The sequence below is a fragment of the Lysobacter hankyongensis genome, from assembly GCF_039543145.1.
In the GTDB taxonomy this organism is placed as follows: Bacteria; Pseudomonadota; Gammaproteobacteria; order Xanthomonadales; family Xanthomonadaceae; genus Lysobacter_I; species Lysobacter_I hankyongensis.
Map to the genome: position 1 here is coordinate 761,438 of NZ_BAABJE010000001.1, position 16,257 is coordinate 777,694.

10 protein-coding genes and 2 rRNA genes are annotated in these 16,257 nt (G+C 63.0%); 3 read left to right on the plus strand and 9 right to left on the minus strand.

The window, feature by feature from the left end:
- Nucleotides 1-11 precede the first annotated feature (11 nt).
- Nucleotides 12-1,283: an NAD(P)/FAD-dependent oxidoreductase gene (locus tag ABD974_RS03460; protein ID WP_345301854.1), complete on the minus strand. Its 1,272-nt coding sequence runs from the start codon at nt 1,281-1,283 to the stop codon at nt 12-14.
- Nucleotides 1,284-1,397: 114 nt separating this feature from the next.
- Between ABD974_RS03460 and ABD974_RS03465 the strand changes: the two genes are divergently transcribed.
- Both ABD974_RS03465 and ABD974_RS03470 read left to right on the plus strand, forming a co-directional pair.
- Nucleotides 1,398-1,787, plus strand: a complete 390-nt coding sequence (locus tag ABD974_RS03465; protein WP_345301855.1) for a rhodanese-like domain-containing protein — start codon at nt 1,398-1,400, stop codon at nt 1,785-1,787.
- 2 nt (nt 1,788-1,789) lie between these two features.
- Nucleotides 1,790-2,143 (plus strand): ArsR/SmtB family transcription factor, encoded by a 354-nt coding sequence (locus ABD974_RS03470; protein WP_345301856.1) that lies wholly within the window; start codon nt 1,790-1,792, stop codon nt 2,141-2,143.
- An 18-nt stretch (nt 2,144-2,161) separates the two neighbouring features.
- Here the strand turns inward: ABD974_RS03470 and recG are convergent, their stop codons facing one another.
- The 5 genes from recG to ABD974_RS03495 form a co-directional block, all read right to left on the minus strand.
- Nucleotides 2,162-4,282: an ATP-dependent DNA helicase RecG gene (gene recG, locus ABD974_RS03475; protein WP_345301857.1), complete on the minus strand. Its 2,121-nt coding sequence runs from the start codon at nt 4,280-4,282 to the stop codon at nt 2,162-2,164.
- 66 nt (nt 4,283-4,348) lie between these two features.
- Entirely contained in the window at nt 4,349-4,732 is a 384-nt protein-coding gene (locus ABD974_RS03480; RefSeq protein ID WP_345301858.1) for a RidA family protein, read from the minus strand.
- A gap of 88 nt (nt 4,733-4,820) precedes the next feature.
- Entirely contained in the window at nt 4,821-6,995 is a 2,175-nt protein-coding gene (locus tag ABD974_RS03485; RefSeq protein WP_345301859.1) for a RelA/SpoT family protein, read from the minus strand.
- A 143-nt stretch (nt 6,996-7,138) separates the two neighbouring features.
- Complete coding sequence (gene rpoZ / locus ABD974_RS03490; protein ID WP_345301860.1) at nt 7,139-7,441, minus strand: DNA-directed RNA polymerase subunit omega; 303 nt, start codon at nt 7,439-7,441, stop codon at nt 7,139-7,141.
- Between the two features lie 140 nt (nt 7,442-7,581).
- A complete protein-coding gene (locus ABD974_RS03495) occupies nt 7,582-8,202 on the minus strand; it encodes an alpha-ketoglutarate-dependent dioxygenase AlkB family protein (protein ID WP_345301966.1) in 621 nt (206 codons plus the stop codon).
- Between the two features lie 81 nt (nt 8,203-8,283).
- Between ABD974_RS03495 and ABD974_RS03500 the strand changes: the two genes are divergently transcribed.
- On the plus strand, nt 8,284-9,921 hold the full coding sequence (locus ABD974_RS03500; protein WP_345301861.1) for an electron transfer flavoprotein-ubiquinone oxidoreductase: 1,638 nt from the start codon (nt 8,284-8,286) through the stop codon (nt 9,919-9,921).
- Between the two features lie 69 nt (nt 9,922-9,990).
- Here the strand turns inward: ABD974_RS03500 and ABD974_RS03505 are convergent, their stop codons facing one another.
- From ABD974_RS03505 to ABD974_RS03515, 3 genes are all read right to left on the minus strand, one after another.
- Nucleotides 9,991-12,795 carry an XVIPCD domain-containing protein gene (locus ABD974_RS03505; RefSeq protein ID WP_345301862.1) on the minus strand — a complete coding sequence of 935 codons (2,805 nt, stop codon included), beginning with the start codon at nt 12,793-12,795 and terminating at the stop codon, nt 9,991-9,993.
- Between the two features lie 156 nt (nt 12,796-12,951).
- Nucleotides 12,952-13,065 (minus strand): 5S ribosomal RNA (rrf, locus tag ABD974_RS03510).
- 122 nt (nt 13,066-13,187) lie between these two features.
- Nucleotides 13,188-16,046, minus strand: a 23S ribosomal RNA gene (locus tag ABD974_RS03515).
- Between the last annotated feature and the right edge of the window lie 211 nt (nt 16,047-16,257).

Genomic DNA, 16,257 nt, shown 5'->3' on the forward strand with positions numbered 1-16,257 from the left:
TTGGGGAACTGTCATTTCAGGCGCTCGATGCCCAGCGCGCTCAGCACGTACTTTTCGTAGATCGGCTCGCTGGTACCGTTGCGCATCTTGTAGAGGAAGTATTTTTCGAACGCGATCTTGGCCACGTGGACCCACTTGCCGATCCTGGTCCAGGTGACGTTGCGCGGCGGAATCTGCGGCAGCGCCACGAATGCGGCGCCGGTGTCGCCCATGTCGGCGAGGCAGACCGCGTTCCATGTGCCTTCGAAGGTCGCGGGTTCGCCCTTCATCTCGGCGGCGATGTTGCGGACGATGGTGGTGACCATCGACTCGATCATGAAACCGGTCTTCGGCGCGCCGGTCGGAATGGGTGTGGCCTCGACCGGCGGAATCGCCACGCAGACGCCAGCGGCGAAGATGCGCGGGAATGTCGGGCTGCGCTGGTGCGTGTCGACGATCACGAAACCGCGCGGATTGCACAGGCCTTCGACCGCCGCGACCGCATCGACGCCCTTGAACGCCGGCAGCATCATCGAATACGCGAACGGCAGCACGTGTTCCCTGACCGGCTGCGCCTTGTCGTCGTGCTCGACAACATGCATCCCGCCTTCGCGCACCTCTTTCACCCTCGCGTTCGTGATCCACTTGATGTGGCGCTGGCGCAGCTCGGATTCCATCATGCCCTTGGAATCGCCGACTCCGCCCAGGCCCATGTGGCCGATATAGGGTTCGCTCGTGACGAAGGTCATCGGCACCTTGTCGCGCAGTTTCCGCTTGCGCAGATCGGCATCGAGGATCATCGCGAATTCGTAGGCCGGGCCGAAGCAGCTCGCGCCGGCCATCGCACCGACCACGACCGGACCCGGATGCGTCAGGAACGCCTCGTAGGCTTCCCAGGCGTGTTGCGCGTGGGGCGTGGTGCACACCGATTGGGTATGACCGCCGTCCGGGCCGCTGCCGGGCACTTCGTCGAACGCGAGCTTCGGCCCGGTGCAGATCAACAGGTAGTCGTATTCGAGCGAGGTGCCGTCGCCGGTCACGATCTGATGGCCCTCGGCATCGATCTTCGCCGCACCGTCGGCGCGGAAGTCGATGCCCTTTTTCGAAAGGAAGTCGCCGGCCTGCAGGGTGACCTCGTCCGGCGTGCGCCAGCCCACCGCCACCCAGGGATTCGAGGGCGTGAAGCTGAACCGCTCGCCGTCGCCGACGACGGTGATCCGATGCGCCTTCCCGAGGATCTCCCGCAGTTCGTAGGCCGCGCTCATGCCGCTGAGACCCGCTCCGATCACGACGATATTGCTCATGGCCCCTCCCAGGGTGTTCGGTCGACTCGCCGAATATGATTTGATCAATATCTAATTTAGAATTATCTTAATTAGACTTTGCTAGACTGTCAACCTCGCACCGGAGACCCGTACATGACCTACACCGCTCAGGACCTCGTCGCCCAGGCCCGTGCCGTCATCGAGGAAATCGATCCGACACGGCTGCGCGCGCTGCAGACCGCCGGCACGCCGGTCATCGATGTCCGCGAACCGGCCGAGTTCGCCGAAGGCCATCTGCCCGGGGCGGTGAACATTCCGCGCGGCGTGCTGGAGTTCCAGGTCGACGCGCACCCGGCCGTGAATTTCAGGACCGACCCGAACCTGTCGCACCGGCGCGAATCGGTCATCGTCTATTGCCGCACCGGCGGCCGTTCCGCACTCGCCGCCGAGGCGCTGAAACGCCTCGGATTCGACCGGCCGCTGTCGCTGGCCGGCGGCTGGCTGCGCTGGGTCGAGAGCGGCGGCTCCGAAGAGAGGTCCTGAACATGGCCCCCGCATCCCGCCGGAAGCCTTCCTCGCCTGCGCTCGGCGCGACGATGCAGGCGCAGGCCGAACAGGCCGCGGAGCTGCTGAAAGCGTTGTCCAATCCGCAGCGGCTGCGGGTCATGTGTCTGCTGATCGACGGCGAACGCACGGTGGGCGAAATCAATGCCGAGGTCGAACTGAGCCAATCGGCGCTTTCGCAGCATCTGGCCGTATTGCGTGAAGGCGGCTGGGTACAGACCCGACGCGAATCGCAGAACGTGTATTACTCGGTGGCCGAAGGACCGGTCCACCGGTTGATCCAAACCCTGCACGACATCTATTGCCCGGTCGAGGGCGACGACGCGGCCTGCTGACGCCCGGCAACAGCGCGCTCAGGCGCTGGCGTAACGCGCCGCCCCGCCTACCCAGCGCCCGGTGATGCGCTCGGCGAGTTCCGGCGAAGTCTTCAGCAGCGCGTCGCCGATGCGCTGCACGGTCGGCAGCAGCGCTGCGTCGCGACCGAGATCGGCGATGCGGAACGCCGCGAGGCCGGTCTGGCGGGTGCCGAGCAGCTCGCCCGGGCCGCGCAATTCGAGATCCTTTTCGGCGATGACGAAACCGTCGTTGGTTTCGCGCATCGTCGCCAGCCGCTGCCGCGCCATCTGCGACAGCGGCGACTGGTACAGCAGCACGCAGCTGGAGGCCGCGCTGCCGCGCCCGACGCGACCACGCAGCTGGTGCAACTGCGCGAGCCCGAGCCGCTCGGCGTTCTCGATGATCATCAGCGAGGCGTTCGGCACGTCCACGCCGACCTCGATCACGGTCGTCGCGACCAGCAACTGCAGCTCGCCGGCCTTGAACGCCGCCATCGTCTTCTGTTTTTCGGCGGCTTTCAGCCGCCCGTGCACCAGCGCGATCCGCAGCGCCGGAAGTTGCTGGGTCAATGCCTCGTAGGTGCTCTGCGCGGCCTGAGCCACAACTTCGTCGCTGTCGTCGATCAATGTGCAGACCCAATACGCCTGCCGGCCTTCCGCGCAGGCGGCGCGGATGCGTTCGATCAATTCCGGGCGGCGCTCGGCGCTCAACACCACGGTCTGCACCGGCGTACGCCCGGGCGGGAGTTCGTCGATCGCGGAGACATCGAGATCCGCATACGCGGCCATCGCCAGGGTGCGCGGAATCGGCGTCGCCGTCATCACCAGCTGATGCGGCACCTGGGTGCCTGCGCTGCCCTTGTCGCGCAGCGCGAGGCGCTGATGCACGCCGAAGCGATGCTGTTCGTCGACGATGGCCAATGCCAGATCGCGGAAGACCACGCCGTCCTGCATCAGCGCATGCGTGCCGACGACCACCTGCGCGGCACCGCCCGCGATCTCGGCGAGCACCGCTTCGCGTGCCTTGCCGGTGACCTTGCCCGCCAGCCAGACCACGCGCACGCCCAGCGGTTCGAGCCAACCGCGCAGGTTGGCCAGATGCTGCTCCGCCAGCAGTTCGGTCGGCGCCATCAGCGCGGCCTGCCGGCCCTCTTCCACCGCCAGCAATGCGGCCATCGCCGCGACCACGGTCTTGCCGCTGCCGACGTCGCCCTGCACCAGCCGCAGCATCGGCACCGGCTTTGCCAGGTCCTCGCGGATCTCGGCGAACACGCGTTCCTGCGCGCGGGTCAGCGCGAACGGCAGCGATTTGCGCAACGCGCCCGCGCGCCGCACCGCCCGCAGCGGCGGCGCGCTGTGCGCCTGCATCGCGATCCGCTGGTTGCGCAGCGTGAGGTGGTGCGCCAGCAGTTCTTCCAGCGCCAGCCGGCGCTGCGCCGGATGCGTACCGGCCAGCAGCGCCTGCACGTCGCTGCCCTGCGGCGGGCGATGCAGCGTGAGCAGCGCTTCGCGCAGCGACGGCAGGCCGACGCACAGCGCTTCGTGCGCGAGCAGATCGGCAGGCAGCAGTTCGATCGCCCGCTCGTCCGGCAGCCGCTGCAGGGCCTGATCGATGAGCTTGCGCAATACCGCGGGGCCGATGCCCTCGATCGCCGGATACACAGGATCGAGACGGTCGCTGAGTTCGACTTCGCCGGCGCCGCCTAGGATGCGATAGCTCGGATGCACGATTTCCAGTCCGTGCTGTCCGGGCCGGGGCGTGCCGTACACGCGGACCCGCGTGCCCGGCGCGAACTGCGCCACCTGCTGCGAGCGGAAATGGAAGAACCGCAACACAAGCGTCGCGTACGAATCGTCGCCGATGGCGACGCGCAGCATCGGCCGGTAGCGGAAGCCGCGCTCGACCGCTTCCACCGTGCCCTCGACCTGCGCCGGCAGGCCCGGCTGCAGTTTGCGGATGGGCGTGAGCGCAGTGCGGTCTTCGTACTGTCGCGGGAGATGGAACCACAGGTCCTGCAGCGTCAGCAGCCCGCGCGCGGCCAGTTTCTCGGCGACCGCAGCGCCGACACCGCTGAGTGCGGTCAGCGGCTGTGCGGCCGGATCGAGCTGCGGTGTGCGACGTGGCGGCGCGGCAGGCATGCGGATGCGTGCGTGCGCGGACTCAGGAACGCGACGCTGCGGGATGCGGCGAGCGGTGCCGTGCGATCAGCCAAGCACCATGATCGCATCGACCTCGAACTTCGCGCCGCGGGGCAGCGCCGACACTTCGATGGTCGAACGCGCCGGATAAGGCGCCGAGAACACATCCTGCATCACTGCGTTGACCGCCGCGAACTCGGACAGATCGGTCAGATACAGACCGACGCGGACGATGTCGTCGAACGAGCCGCCGGCGGCCTGGCAGACCGCGCGCAGGTTCGCGAACGCCTGCCGCGCCTGCTCGGTGATGTCGCCTTCGACGATGAGTCCGGAGTTCGGATCCAGCGGAATCTGCCCGGACAGAAACACCATGTCGCCGGCGCGGGTGGCCTGGGAGTATGGGCCGATGGCGGCGGGAGCGGCGGAGGATTGGATGGGTTCGCGGGGCATGGCATGGGCTCGGAAAGGGAGGATTTCGGTAGTTTAACGTCACGGGCAGCGTCGACCGATCGATCGTATCGTCGGACCGGAGCTCGACCTACATCCGCTGCACGCCGTGCACCACGCCGAGGCGGCGCACGCGACGGATCACGTCGGCGAGATGGGTGCGATCGCTGACCTCGATGCCGAAGCGGATGACCGCGATATTCTTGTCGCGATCCAGGTATTCGACCGAATCGATGTTCGAGTCGGCGACCGCGATCGCCGCAGCGACCTGTGCGAGCACGCCGGGGCGATTGTCGACCTCGACCCGCAAGGCGACCTGGTAATCGCCGGTGATCTCGCGATCCCAGCCGATCGACACCCAGCGTTCCGGCGACTTGCGATATTCGGCCAGGTTAGCGCAATCGGTGCGATGCACCACGACGCCACGACCGGCCGTGTGATAGCCCATCACGTCGTCGCCGGGAATCGGCATGCAGCAGTTCGCGAACGTCACCACGCCACGCTCGGCTCCGGTGATCAGGATCTTCTCGCCCTGACGCGCACCGAAGGCCAGATCCACCGCATCGCTCTTGTCGGGCAGACGATGCGCAAGCACCTGCGCGACCTGGGTCGGCATGCGGTTGCCCAGCGCGATGTCGGCCAGCAGCGCCTCCAATCGCGGATAGCGATGATCGGCCAGATAGCTTTCGAGCCGGGTCTGCGGCACGCGGTCGAGCGAACTGCCGAGCCCTTCCAGCGCGCGGTCGAGCATCCGGTGTCCCAATTGCACCGCATCCTCGTGTTCCAGTTGCTTGAGCTGATGGCGGATCGCGGTGCGGGCCTTGCCGGTGACCACGAACTCCAGCCATTGCGGTTTCGGCGCCGCCGATTTCGCGGTGATGATCTCGACGCTCTGGCCGCTGACGAGCTTGGTGCGCAGCGGCACCAGGCGCTTGTCCACGCGCGCCGCCACCGCATGGTTGCCGACGTCGGTATGCACACCGTAGGCGAAATCCAGCGTGGTCGAATTGCGCGGCAGCGCCATGATGTCGCCCTTGGGCGTGAACAGATAAACCTCGTCCGGAAACAGGTCGATCTTCACGTTCTCCAGGAATTCGAGCGAAGAGCCCGTCGCGCGCTGGGATTCGATCAGGTTCGCCACCCACGACTGCGCGCGGTTCTGCGCGCTGTTCGCGCTGCCGCCGTGCTTGTAGGACCAGTGCGCCGCGATGCCGCGCTCGGCGATGAGGTCCATTTCCTCGGTGCGGATCTGCACTTCGATCGGCGAACCGTAAGGCCCGAACAGCACGGTGTGCAGCGATTGATACCCGTTGGCCTTGGGAATGGCCACGAAATCGCGAAACCGCCCGTCCACGGGTTTGAATACCGAATGCACCACGCCGAGCGCGTGATAGCACTCCGGTACCGAACGCACGACCAGGCGGAAGCCGAACATGTCCATGACCTGGGTGAAGGTTTTACCCTCGGCGCGCATCTTGGTGTAGATGCTCCAGGGCGACTTCACCCGGCCCACGAGCCGGAAATCGAAGCCTTCCTTCACCAGTCGTTGCGCGAGCTGCGCCTCGATCTTCGCCAGCGCTTCCCGACGCACCACCGGTTGGGTGCGGATGCGCCGCGCCAGCACGGCATGGCGCCACGGGTGCAGCGCGCGAAAACCGAGATCCTGCAACTCGGCCTTGATCAGATTCATGCCCAACCGCTGCGCGATCGGCGCGTAGATCTCCAGCGTCTCGCGCGCGATGCGGGTCCGCGCTTCCGCGCTCTGCGCGCCGAGGGTGCGCATGTTGTGCAGACGATCCGCGAGCTTGATCAGGATCACGCGCAGATCGCGCGCCATCGCGAGCATCATCTTGCGGAAGCTTTCCGCCGCGGCTTCCTGGCGATCGCGGAACTGCAGCTTGTCCAGTTTGGTGACCCCTTCCACGAGGTCGGCCACCGTCGCGCCGAACTCCGAGGCGATCTCCTCGCGGGTCAGCGGCGTGTCTTCGATGGTGTCGTGCAGGATCGCCGCCACCAGGGTTTCGATGTCCACACCCTGCTCGGCCAGCACGGTCGCCGCGGCCACGGGGTGGGTGATGTAGGGCTCGCCGGATTTGCGGGTCTGACCGGCGTGCGCGGCGGCGCCGACGCGCCAGGCGCGGACGAGCGTGGCGCGCTGATCCTCGGGCAGATAGATCGCCGCCGCCTCCAGCGCGCGGACGTAGTCCGGAAGTTCCGCGTCGGGTGCGGGCGTGGGACCGGCGAGGATCGGCTCAAGTTGACTCATGCCCGAAGACTAAGCGGAAACGCCGGACTTTGGGAGACGGTCCGTGGCGGCCTGCATGGCGACCGGCGATGGTCCCGAAACGGCGAAGCCCCGCCGGAGCGGGGCTTCGTGAACACGGATGCGGCCGGATGATGCGACCGGAGTTAGAGGTCGTCGCCCTTCGACAGATCGTCGTCGGCCACCACTTCCGCGGCGGCCCATTCGAGGGCTTCGCGCTCCTTGCGCTCGCGTTCGGACTTCTCGACGGCATCGATGTAGCCGTTGTCGATGCGGCGAGCGGCGATTTCGCGCAGCGCCAGCACCGTCGGCTTGTCGTTCGCTTCGCTGTTGTCGAGCTGCGGCTCGACGCCGTTGGCGAGCTGACGGGCGCGCTTGGCGGCCATCATGACGAGCTCGAAACGGTTGTCGACGACTTCCAGGCAATCTTCCACGGTGATGCGGGCCATAGCGCTCCCGGCGGCCAGAGGCCGTCCGACTGATGTGTGTGAACCGGCGATTGTAGCGATTTCAAGGACTTCGGCACAAGCCCGGGCTTCATCCGGGACGGGATCGGCGGATCAGGTCGATCCGACGCCTGCCTTGCGAATCAACGACTTGCCGAGACCTGCAGAATCCTCCGGAACGTCAGATTGACCCGCTCGCCCACCGGCCGGGCGGTCGCCGGCAAGGCGTGGCGATAACTGGACTGGGTCGCACCCGCCATCACCAGCAGACTGCCATGCGGCAGATCCAGCGCCACACGCCGCCCCTCGCCCCGCGGCTTGAGCGCGAACCGCCGGGTTGCGCCCAGACTGATCGAAGCGATCACCGGGCGAGGACCCAGCTCGGGCTCATCGTCGCTGTGCCAGCCCATGCGGTCGCGGCCGTCGCGGTAGCGGTTGGCGAGAACACTGTTGAAGTCGACACCGAGCGCCTCCCGCAGACGGAGCCGAAGCCCCGCCAGGGCATCCGGCCATGGGTGCGGATCGAAACGGGTGCGCGAATAGGTGTAGACGGCGCCAGGGTCGCCGATCCATCGGCTCAACCTCGGCGAATCGACCGTCCGGCCGAACATCCGGATGCGATGGACCTCCCAACCGGGATCCACCAACAACGCGGAGAGCAGCGCATCGGCTTCGCCGCGCGCCAGCCACGTCGGCGCGAACCACAGGTCGGCGCCGGGCAGATCGATCCGCTGCGAATCGGGGAATGCGGGGGAAGCGGGCATCCACGCATGCTGCCGATTTGCCCCCGCCGCCGCAAACCCGGAAAATCGTCGGTCCGCCATCACCGGCCCGGAGCCCAGCCAATGACCGACAGCGCGCACAACGACGTAGGGCCCGACGCGATCGAGCGCGACGTGATGGAGTACGACGTCGTCGCCGTCGGCGCCGGCCCCGCCGGTCTGGCGTTCGCGATCCGGCTGAAGCAGCTGAATCCGGAGATCAGCGTCTGCGTGATCGAAAAGGCGTCGACCATCGGCGCACAGATCCTGTCCGGCGCGGTGATCGAAACCGGCCCACTCGACAAACTCCTGCCGGATTGGCGCGCCAATCCGCCGCCGATCTGCGTACCCGCCACCGAAGACGAGTTCTGGCTGCTGAGCAAGACCGGCGGCCGCAAGCTGCCGGTGCCACCGGGCATGAACAACCACGGCAACGTGATCGTCTCGCTCGGCGCGATGTGCGCGTGGATGGCGCCGCAGGCCGAGGCCCTCGGCGTCGAGATCTATCCAGGCTTCGCCGCGGCGGAAACGCTGCACGACGACGATGGCAAGGTCGTGGGCGTGCGCATCGGCGACATGGGCGTGGCGAAGGACGGTTCGCACAAACCGGGCTTCACCGCCGGCATCGACATCCGCGCGAAGGTCACCGTGCTCGCAGAAGGCGCGCGCGGCCATCTGACCAAGCGCCTGATCGAACGCTTCAAGCTCGATGCCGACAGCGACCCGCAGGGCTATTCGATCGGCATCAAGGAGTTGTGGCAGGTGCCGGAGGATCGCGTGACGCCCGGGAAGATCGTGCACAGCTTCGGCTGGCCGGCGGACAACCACACCTACGGCGGCAGCTTCCTGTATCACCTGGACAAGGGCCGGATCGCGCTCGGTTATGTCAGCGGTCTGGATTACAGCGATCCGGACTACAAACCATGGGAAGCCTTCCAGCAATGGAAGAACCATCCGATGATCAAACCGCTGCTCGATGGCGGTTCGATCGTGTCCGCGGGCGCGCGCGCCATCGTCACCGGCGGCTGGCAATCGCTGCCGAAGACCGAAATGCCGGGCGCGCTGCTGATCGGCGATACCGCTGGTCTACTCAACGTGCCGAAAGTCAAAGGCACGCATCAGGCAATCCGTTCCGGCATGCTCGCCGCGGAGCATCTCGTCGCGTCGTCGCTGGCGCCGGAAGGTTTCGACGCGAAACTGCGCGCTTCCGACGCGATGGCCGAACTGAAGAAAGTCCGCAACATCAAACCGGGCTTCAAGCGCGGCCTGTGGTTCGGCATGCTCAATGCCGCGTGGGAAACCATTACCGGCGGCGCATCGCCGTGGACCCTGAAAAACAAGGCGGACTGGTCGTCGCTACACAAGATCGGCGCGCACGAAGCGCCGAAGCGCGACTACATCGACCGCACGCTCGCCCCGCGCGATCGTCTCGCATCGGTGTACTACGCGGCGACCGAGCACGACGAAGACCAGCCGGTGCATTTGCGTGTGCGCGACACCTCGGTCTGCGTGACGCAATGCGCCGAGGAGTACGGCAATCCCTGCACGAAATTCTGCCCGGCGGGGGTATACGAAATCGTCAGTGACGACGCGGGCAAACGCCTGCAGATCAACGCCGCCAACTGCGTGCACTGCAAGACCTGCGATATCAAGGACCCGTATCGCATCATCGATTGGGTGACGCCGGAAGGCGGCTCGGGGCCGAACTACCAGAACCTCTGAGCGCACGCCCCGAACGACGAAACGCCCGGTTTCCCCGGGCGTTTCGCGTTTCTGCGTGAGATGCGACGATCACATCGCGCTGCGCCTGCCCGTCGACATCGCCTGCGGATCGGTCGTAACCGGATTCGCCTGGTTCGGTTGCATCGCATCGCCGGCCAACTTCCGCAGATTGTCGTCCATCGGCGTGGTCGCGGCCTGCGTCCTGTCCACGAACGCCTTCTTGCCTGATGGATTCGACGGTTCGCCATCGCCGATGAACAGATTCTGCTGGCCAGCCGACGTCGGATTGCCGAGCGCGACATAGCCGATCCGGTCCATGCCGTTCTGTCTCGCGAGCACCGTCAGGCTGGCGGCAGTCTCCGTGACCGGAAGCTTCGCGCCCTCGCCGTTGAGTTTCTGCACGCCGGCGACCGCCTGCTCGTACAGCGTCCGATTCTCCGGACGAAGCAGAACCCCCTGCTTTTCGCGGAAATTGGCGGCAGCATCATCGATGCGGGCGACCGGTTCGAATGCAGGCTCCGAGGCCCGCGTGACCGGCCGTGAAGGACGCGATCCGCCACCGAAACTGATCGTGAGCCCGACCATCCCGTACGCTTCGCGGGTATCGGGGCGATAACCCGCCTCGGCCGTGAACTTGTAGCGATCGTTGCCGGTCGTCGACACTTTCGCGCCGAACTCCGAAAGCCGGAACGCACCGGACGCATTGTCCGCGCGAACGACGCCGCCGTACTCGAGATCCTTGCTCTTGTAATTGATGGAGGCGCCAAGATCGATCTTGGGGCCGAATTTCCCGTCCAGCGTCAGCGAGCCCGCGCCCTTGTCGAAACCGAGCTTGGCATCGAAGCCGAGCGATGTGCCGAGCCGATCGGCCATCACTTGGGCATTGAAGGCGTTGCCGTTGGCGAAACTCGCGCCGAGTTTGTAGTTGGATGTGCCGTTGGGCTCATCAATCCGGAAACTGGCCAGCCCTTTGCCGTCACGACCGATGCCGAAACTGCCGTCGGCGCCATAGACACTGCCTCCCGGTGTCCGGGCGAGATCGAAATTGAGCGTATCGCCGTTTCCGAACAACAGCTTCGAATTCAGCGAGGCACTGTTCGCCGGCTCGTCGACACGGAATCCGCCGCTTCCGCTTCCGTTTTTCCCGAGCTTGAAGGTGCTCTCGGCGCCATAAATGGCGCCGTCCTTCGTGTTCATGTAATCGGCATTGAGGCCGAATCCGTCGTTGAACTTGAGTTTGGTATTGAACATCGACGTGCCGGCGGGCTCGTCGATGCGGAACTGCGCGGTGCCGTTCCCATCCTTGCCGAGTTTGAACGCACCGTCGGCACCGTAGATCGCGCCGTTACGGGTGTTGGTGTAGTCGGCATTGAGACTGAAATCGTCGTTGAACTTCAGCTTCGTGTTGAACAGCGAGGTGCCATTGGGCTCATCGACCCGGAACTGCGCGGTGCCGTTGCCATCGCGGCCGAGTTTGAACGCGCCGTCGGCGCCATAGACCTGGCCCAGGGCAGTGCGACTCCAGTCGGCATTGAGCCGGAAATCGTCGTTGAATTTGAGCTTGGTATCGGCACTCGCGGTGCCGTTGGGCTCATCGACGCGGAACTGCGCAGTGCCGTTGCCGTCCCGGCCGAGCTTGAACGCGCCGTCGGCACCATAGACTTGGCCGAGGGCGGTGCGACTCCAGTCGGCATTGAGCCGGAAATCGTCGTTGAATTTGAGCTTGGTATCAGCACTCGCAGTGCCGTTGGGCTCATCGACCCGGAACTGCGCGGTACCGCTGCCACTCTGACCGAGCTTGAACGCACCATCGGCACCGTAGATCGCGCCGTTACGGGTGTTGGTGTAGTCGCCATTGAGACTGAAGTCATCGTTGAACTTCAGCTTCGTGTTGAACAGCGAGGTGCCGTTGGGCTCATCGACCCGGAACTGCGCAGTGCCGTTGCCGTCCCGGCCGAGCTTGAACGCGCCGTCGGCGCCATAGACCTGACCGAGGGCGGTGCGACTCCAGTCGGCATTGAGCCGGAAATCGTCATTGAACTTCAGCTTGGTGTCGGCACTCGCGGTGCCGTTGGGCTCATCGATCCGGAACTGTGCGGTGCCATTGCCATCGCGGCCGAGTTTGAACGCGCCGTCGGCACCATAGACCTGGCCCAGGGCGGTGCGACTCCAGTCGGCATTGAGCCGGAAATCGTCGTTGAATATGAGCTTGGTATCAGCACTCGCGGTCCCGTTGGACTCATCGACCCGGAACTGCGCGGTCCCGTTGCCACTCTGACCGAGCTTGAACGCACCGTCGGCACCATAGACCTGGCCCAAGGCGGTGCGACTCCAGTCGGCATTGAGCCGGAAATCGTCATTGAACTTCAGTTTGGTGCCGGCACTCACGGTGCCGTTGGGCTCGTCGACGCGGAACTGCGCGGTTCCATTGCCATCTCGCCCGAGCTTGAATGCGCCGTCGGCACCATAAACCTGCCCTATGCTAGAGCGATTCCAATCGGCGTTGATGAAAGTGCTGTCGCCGAGTTGCAGATTGCTTCCAAATCGGTAGGTTCCCGCATTCGGAGAGGCCAATGCGTCGAACTTGAAGAGACTGCCGTTGCCCACGCCAAAGCGACCGTTCAGACCGTACTCGTCGATCGCGAACGCCGGGTCGGTGCGCAGTTTCGTATGCGCGCCCAGCAGATCCCCATTTCGGAAAACGTAATCGGCATTACCCGGGAAGAGCCCCGGTGAAAGCTCTCGGCCGCTTCCGCTCAATGTTCCGCCAAAAAGCGGTGTCCTGAACCCCAATGGCGGATCGCCTGCAGGCTTTGTGGTCGGATCCGACCCTAGTGCCTGCTCTGGAACCGGATCGTTTTTCGGATCGGGCATGACCATCTCCTTGCGCCAATACCGGTATGGCGCTCGTTTGAGTAAGCCTTGGCGAACGCTACATCAAAGTCAAGTAGAGCGACGATTTCATCCCTCGCTCAAATCGTCGCGCAAAGAAAAACCCCGCAGCCTTAGCTGCGGGGTTTTGGGTAAAGACCCTGGCGATGACCTACTCTCGCATGCTAAATGCACACTACCATCGGCGCATGCGCGTTTCACTTCCGAGTTCGGGATGGGATCGGGTGGTTCCACGCAGCTATTATCACCAGGGAGAGGGTGGAGGGTCGCATGCTTCTTGCGAAGCAGCGCTCACGCTCTCATTGGGTCTTGGGACGTAACGAGGTTGTGCCGAACGTCGACGCGTCGTCGAGGTTAAGGCAACTTGAGGTTATATGGTCAAGCCACACGGATCATTAGTACAGGTTAGCTCAACGCATTGCTGCGCTTACACACCCTGCCTATCAACCACCTAGTCTTGATGGTTCCTTCAGGGGGCTTGTGCCCCGGGAGATCTCATCTTGAGGCGCGCTTCCCGCTTAGATGCTTTCAGCGGTTATCGCTTCCGAACGTAGCTACCCGGCAGTGCCACTGGCGTGACAACCGGAACACCAGAGGTTCGTCCACTCCGGTCCTCTCGTACTAGGAGCAGCCCCTCTCAAATCTCCAACGCCCACGACAGATAGGGACCGAACTGTCTCACGACGTTCTGAACCCAGCTCGCGTACCACTTTAAATGGCGAACAGCCATACCCTTGGGACCGACTACAGCCCCAGGATGTGATGAGCCGACATCGAGGTGCCAAACACCGCCGTCGATATGAACTCTTGGGCGGTATCAGCCTGTTATCCCCGGAGTACCTTTTATCCGTTGAGCGATGGCCCTTCCATACAGAACCACCGGATCACTAAGACCTACTTTCGTACCTGCTTGATCCGTCGATCTTGCAGTCAAGCACGCTTATGCCTTTGCACACAGTGCGCGATGTCCGACCGCGCTGAGCGTACCTTCGTGCTCCTCCGTTACTCTTTAGGAGGAGACCGCCCCAGTCAAACTACCCACCATACATGGTCCCCGACCCGGATTACGGGCCCAGGTTAGAACGTCAAGCACATCAGGGTGGTATTTCAAGGTTGCCTCCACGACAGCTAGCGCCATCGCTTCAAAGGCTCCCACCTATCCTACACAGACGAACTCAACGTTCAATGTAAAGCTATAGTAAAGGTTCACGGGGTCTTTCCGTCTTGCCGCGGGAACGCTGCATCTTCACAGCGATTTCAATTTCACTGAGTCTTGGGTGGAGACAGCGCCGCTGTCGTTACGCCATTCGTGCAGGTCGGAACTTACCCGACAAGGAATTTCGCTACCTTAGGACCGTTATAGTTACGGCCGCCGTTTACTGGGGCTTCGATCAAGAGCTTCGCTTGCGCTGACCCCATCACTTAACCTTCCAGCACCGGGCAGGCGTCACACCCTATACGTCCACTTTCGTGTTTGCAGAGTGCTGTGTTTTTGATAAACAGTCGCAGCGGCCTGGTCACTGCGGCCCCCCTCAGCTATTAACCATGGAGGGCGCACCTTCTCCCGAAGTTACGGTGCTATTTTGCCTAGTTCCTTCACCCAAGTTCTCTCAAGCGCCTGAGAATTCTCATCCTGCCCACCTGTGTCGGATTACGGTACGGTCTGCGTAAGCTGAAGCTTAGGAGCTTTTCCTGGAAGCGTGATATCAGTTGCTTTGTCCAATAGGACTCGTCCTTGGTCTCAACGTTGCTCCCCCGGATTTGCCAAAGGGAACCGCCTCAACCATCTCACCGGGACAACCAACGCCCGGCCAACTTAACCTTCTCCGTCCCTCCATCGCACTTACGCGAGGTGCTGGAATATTAACCAGCTTCCCATCGACTACGCATTTCTGCCTCGCCTTAGGGGCCGACTAACCCTGCGCCGATTAACGTTGCGCAAGGAAACCTTGGGCTTTCGGCGTGCGGGCTTTTCACCCGCATTATCGTTACTTATGTCAGCATTCGCACTTCCGATACCTCCAGCAGACTTCTCAATCCACCTTCAACGGCTTACGGAACGCTCCTCTACCGCGCATACCGAAGTATGCACCCCAAGCTTCGGTTTACCGCTTAGCCCCGTTAAATCTTCCGCGCAGACCGACTCGACCAGTGAGCTATTACGCTTTCTTTAAAGGGTGGCTGCTTCTAAGCCAACCTCCTGGCTGTCTGTGCCTTTCCACATCGTTTCCCACTTAGCGGTAATTTGGGACCTTAGCTGTGGGTCTGGGTTGTTTCCCTTTTCACGACGGACGTTAGCACCCGCCGTGTGTCTCCCGCGCAGTCTGTCTTGGTATTCGGAGTTTGCCATGGTTTGGTAAGTCGCAATGACCCCCTAGCCATAACAGTGCTCTACCCCCAAGAAGATTCACGCGAGGCGCTACCTAAATAGCTTTCGAGGAGAACCAGCTATCTCCGGGTTCGATTAGCTTTTCACTCCTAATCACACCTCATCCCCTACCTTTGCAACGGGAGTGGGTTCGGGCCTCCAGTTGATGTTACTCAACCTTCACCCTGGGCATGACTAGATCACCCGGTTTCGGGTCTACTGCCTGCGACTATGCGCCCTATTCAGACTCGGTTTCCCTTCGCCTCCCCTATACGGTTAAGCTTGCCACAAACAGTAAGTCGCTGACCCATTATACAAAAGGTACGCCGTCACCCTTGCGGGCTCCGACTGCTTGTACGCACACGGTTTCAGGGTCTATTTCACTCCCTTCACCAGGGTTCTTTTCGCCTTTCCCTCACGGTACTGGTTCACTATCGGTCGGTCAGTAGTATTTAGCCTTGGAGGATGGTCCCCCCATGTTCAGACAGGGTTTCACGTGCCCCGCCCTACTCAATTTCATCGACTGAGCCCTTTCACATACAGGGCTATCACCTTCTATGGCCGACCTTTCCAGGCCGTTTTGTTAAAGCTCAATCGACTTTTGGGCTAGTCCCCGTTCGCTCGTCGCTACTCAGGGAATCTCGGTTGATTTCTTTTCCTACGGTTACTTAGATATTTCAGTTCACCGCGTTCGCTTCCAGCAGCTATGTATTCACTGCAGGATACCCTTACGGGTGGGTTTCCCCATTCGGACATCGCCGGATCAAAGCTTGTTGCCAGCTCCCCGACGCTTTTCGCAGGCTGCCACGTCCTTCATCGCCTCTGACCGCCAAGGCATCCACCGTGTGCGCTTATTCGCTTGACCATATAACCTCAAGTCGCCTCAAGGTCATGTCGTCGCGAACACAACGACTACAACTTCATTAATAAAGCATCTCGCGATGCTCGCCTTAGCCTCTTTCGACACGTTTAGACATTCGTCTCAAACGCTCGTTACGTCCCAAGTTTTCAAAGAACAGGAAACCGGCTTCAACGCCAGGATCCATTCAAATCTTTAAGTGTGCGCGACTTCATCC

Bases quoted from the DNA above. Each gene is read 5' to 3' on its own strand.
- recG (WP_345301857.1), bottom strand. From the start codon at position 4,282: ATGCCTGCCGCGCCGCCACGTCGCACACCGCAGCTCGATCCGGCCGCA.
- rpoZ (WP_345301860.1), bottom strand. From the start codon at position 7,441: ATGGCCCGCATCACCGTGGAAGATTGCCTGGAAGTCGTCGACAACCGT.
- ABD974_RS03505 (WP_345301862.1), bottom strand. From the start codon at position 12,795: ATGCCCGATCCGAAAAACGATCCGGTTCCAGAGCAGGCACTAGGGTCG.
- ABD974_RS03470 (WP_345301856.1), top strand. From the start codon at position 1,790: ATGGCCCCCGCATCCCGCCGGAAGCCTTCCTCGCCTGCGCTCGGCGCG.
- ABD974_RS03480 (WP_345301858.1), bottom strand. From the start codon at position 4,732: ATGCCCCGCGAACCCATCCAATCCTCCGCCGCTCCCGCCGCCATCGGC.
- ABD974_RS03460 (WP_345301854.1), bottom strand. From the start codon at position 1,283: ATGAGCAATATCGTCGTGATCGGAGCGGGTCTCAGCGGCATGAGCGCG.
- ABD974_RS03495 (WP_345301966.1), bottom strand. From the start codon at position 8,202: ATGCCCGCTTCCCCCGCATTCCCCGATTCGCAGCGGATCGATCTGCCC.
- ABD974_RS03485 (WP_345301859.1), bottom strand. From the start codon at position 6,995: ATGAGTCAACTTGAGCCGATCCTCGCCGGTCCCACGCCCGCACCCGAC.
- ABD974_RS03500 (WP_345301861.1), top strand. From the start codon at position 8,284: ATGACCGACAGCGCGCACAACGACGTAGGGCCCGACGCGATCGAGCGC.
- ABD974_RS03465 (WP_345301855.1), top strand. From the start codon at position 1,398: ATGACCTACACCGCTCAGGACCTCGTCGCCCAGGCCCGTGCCGTCATC.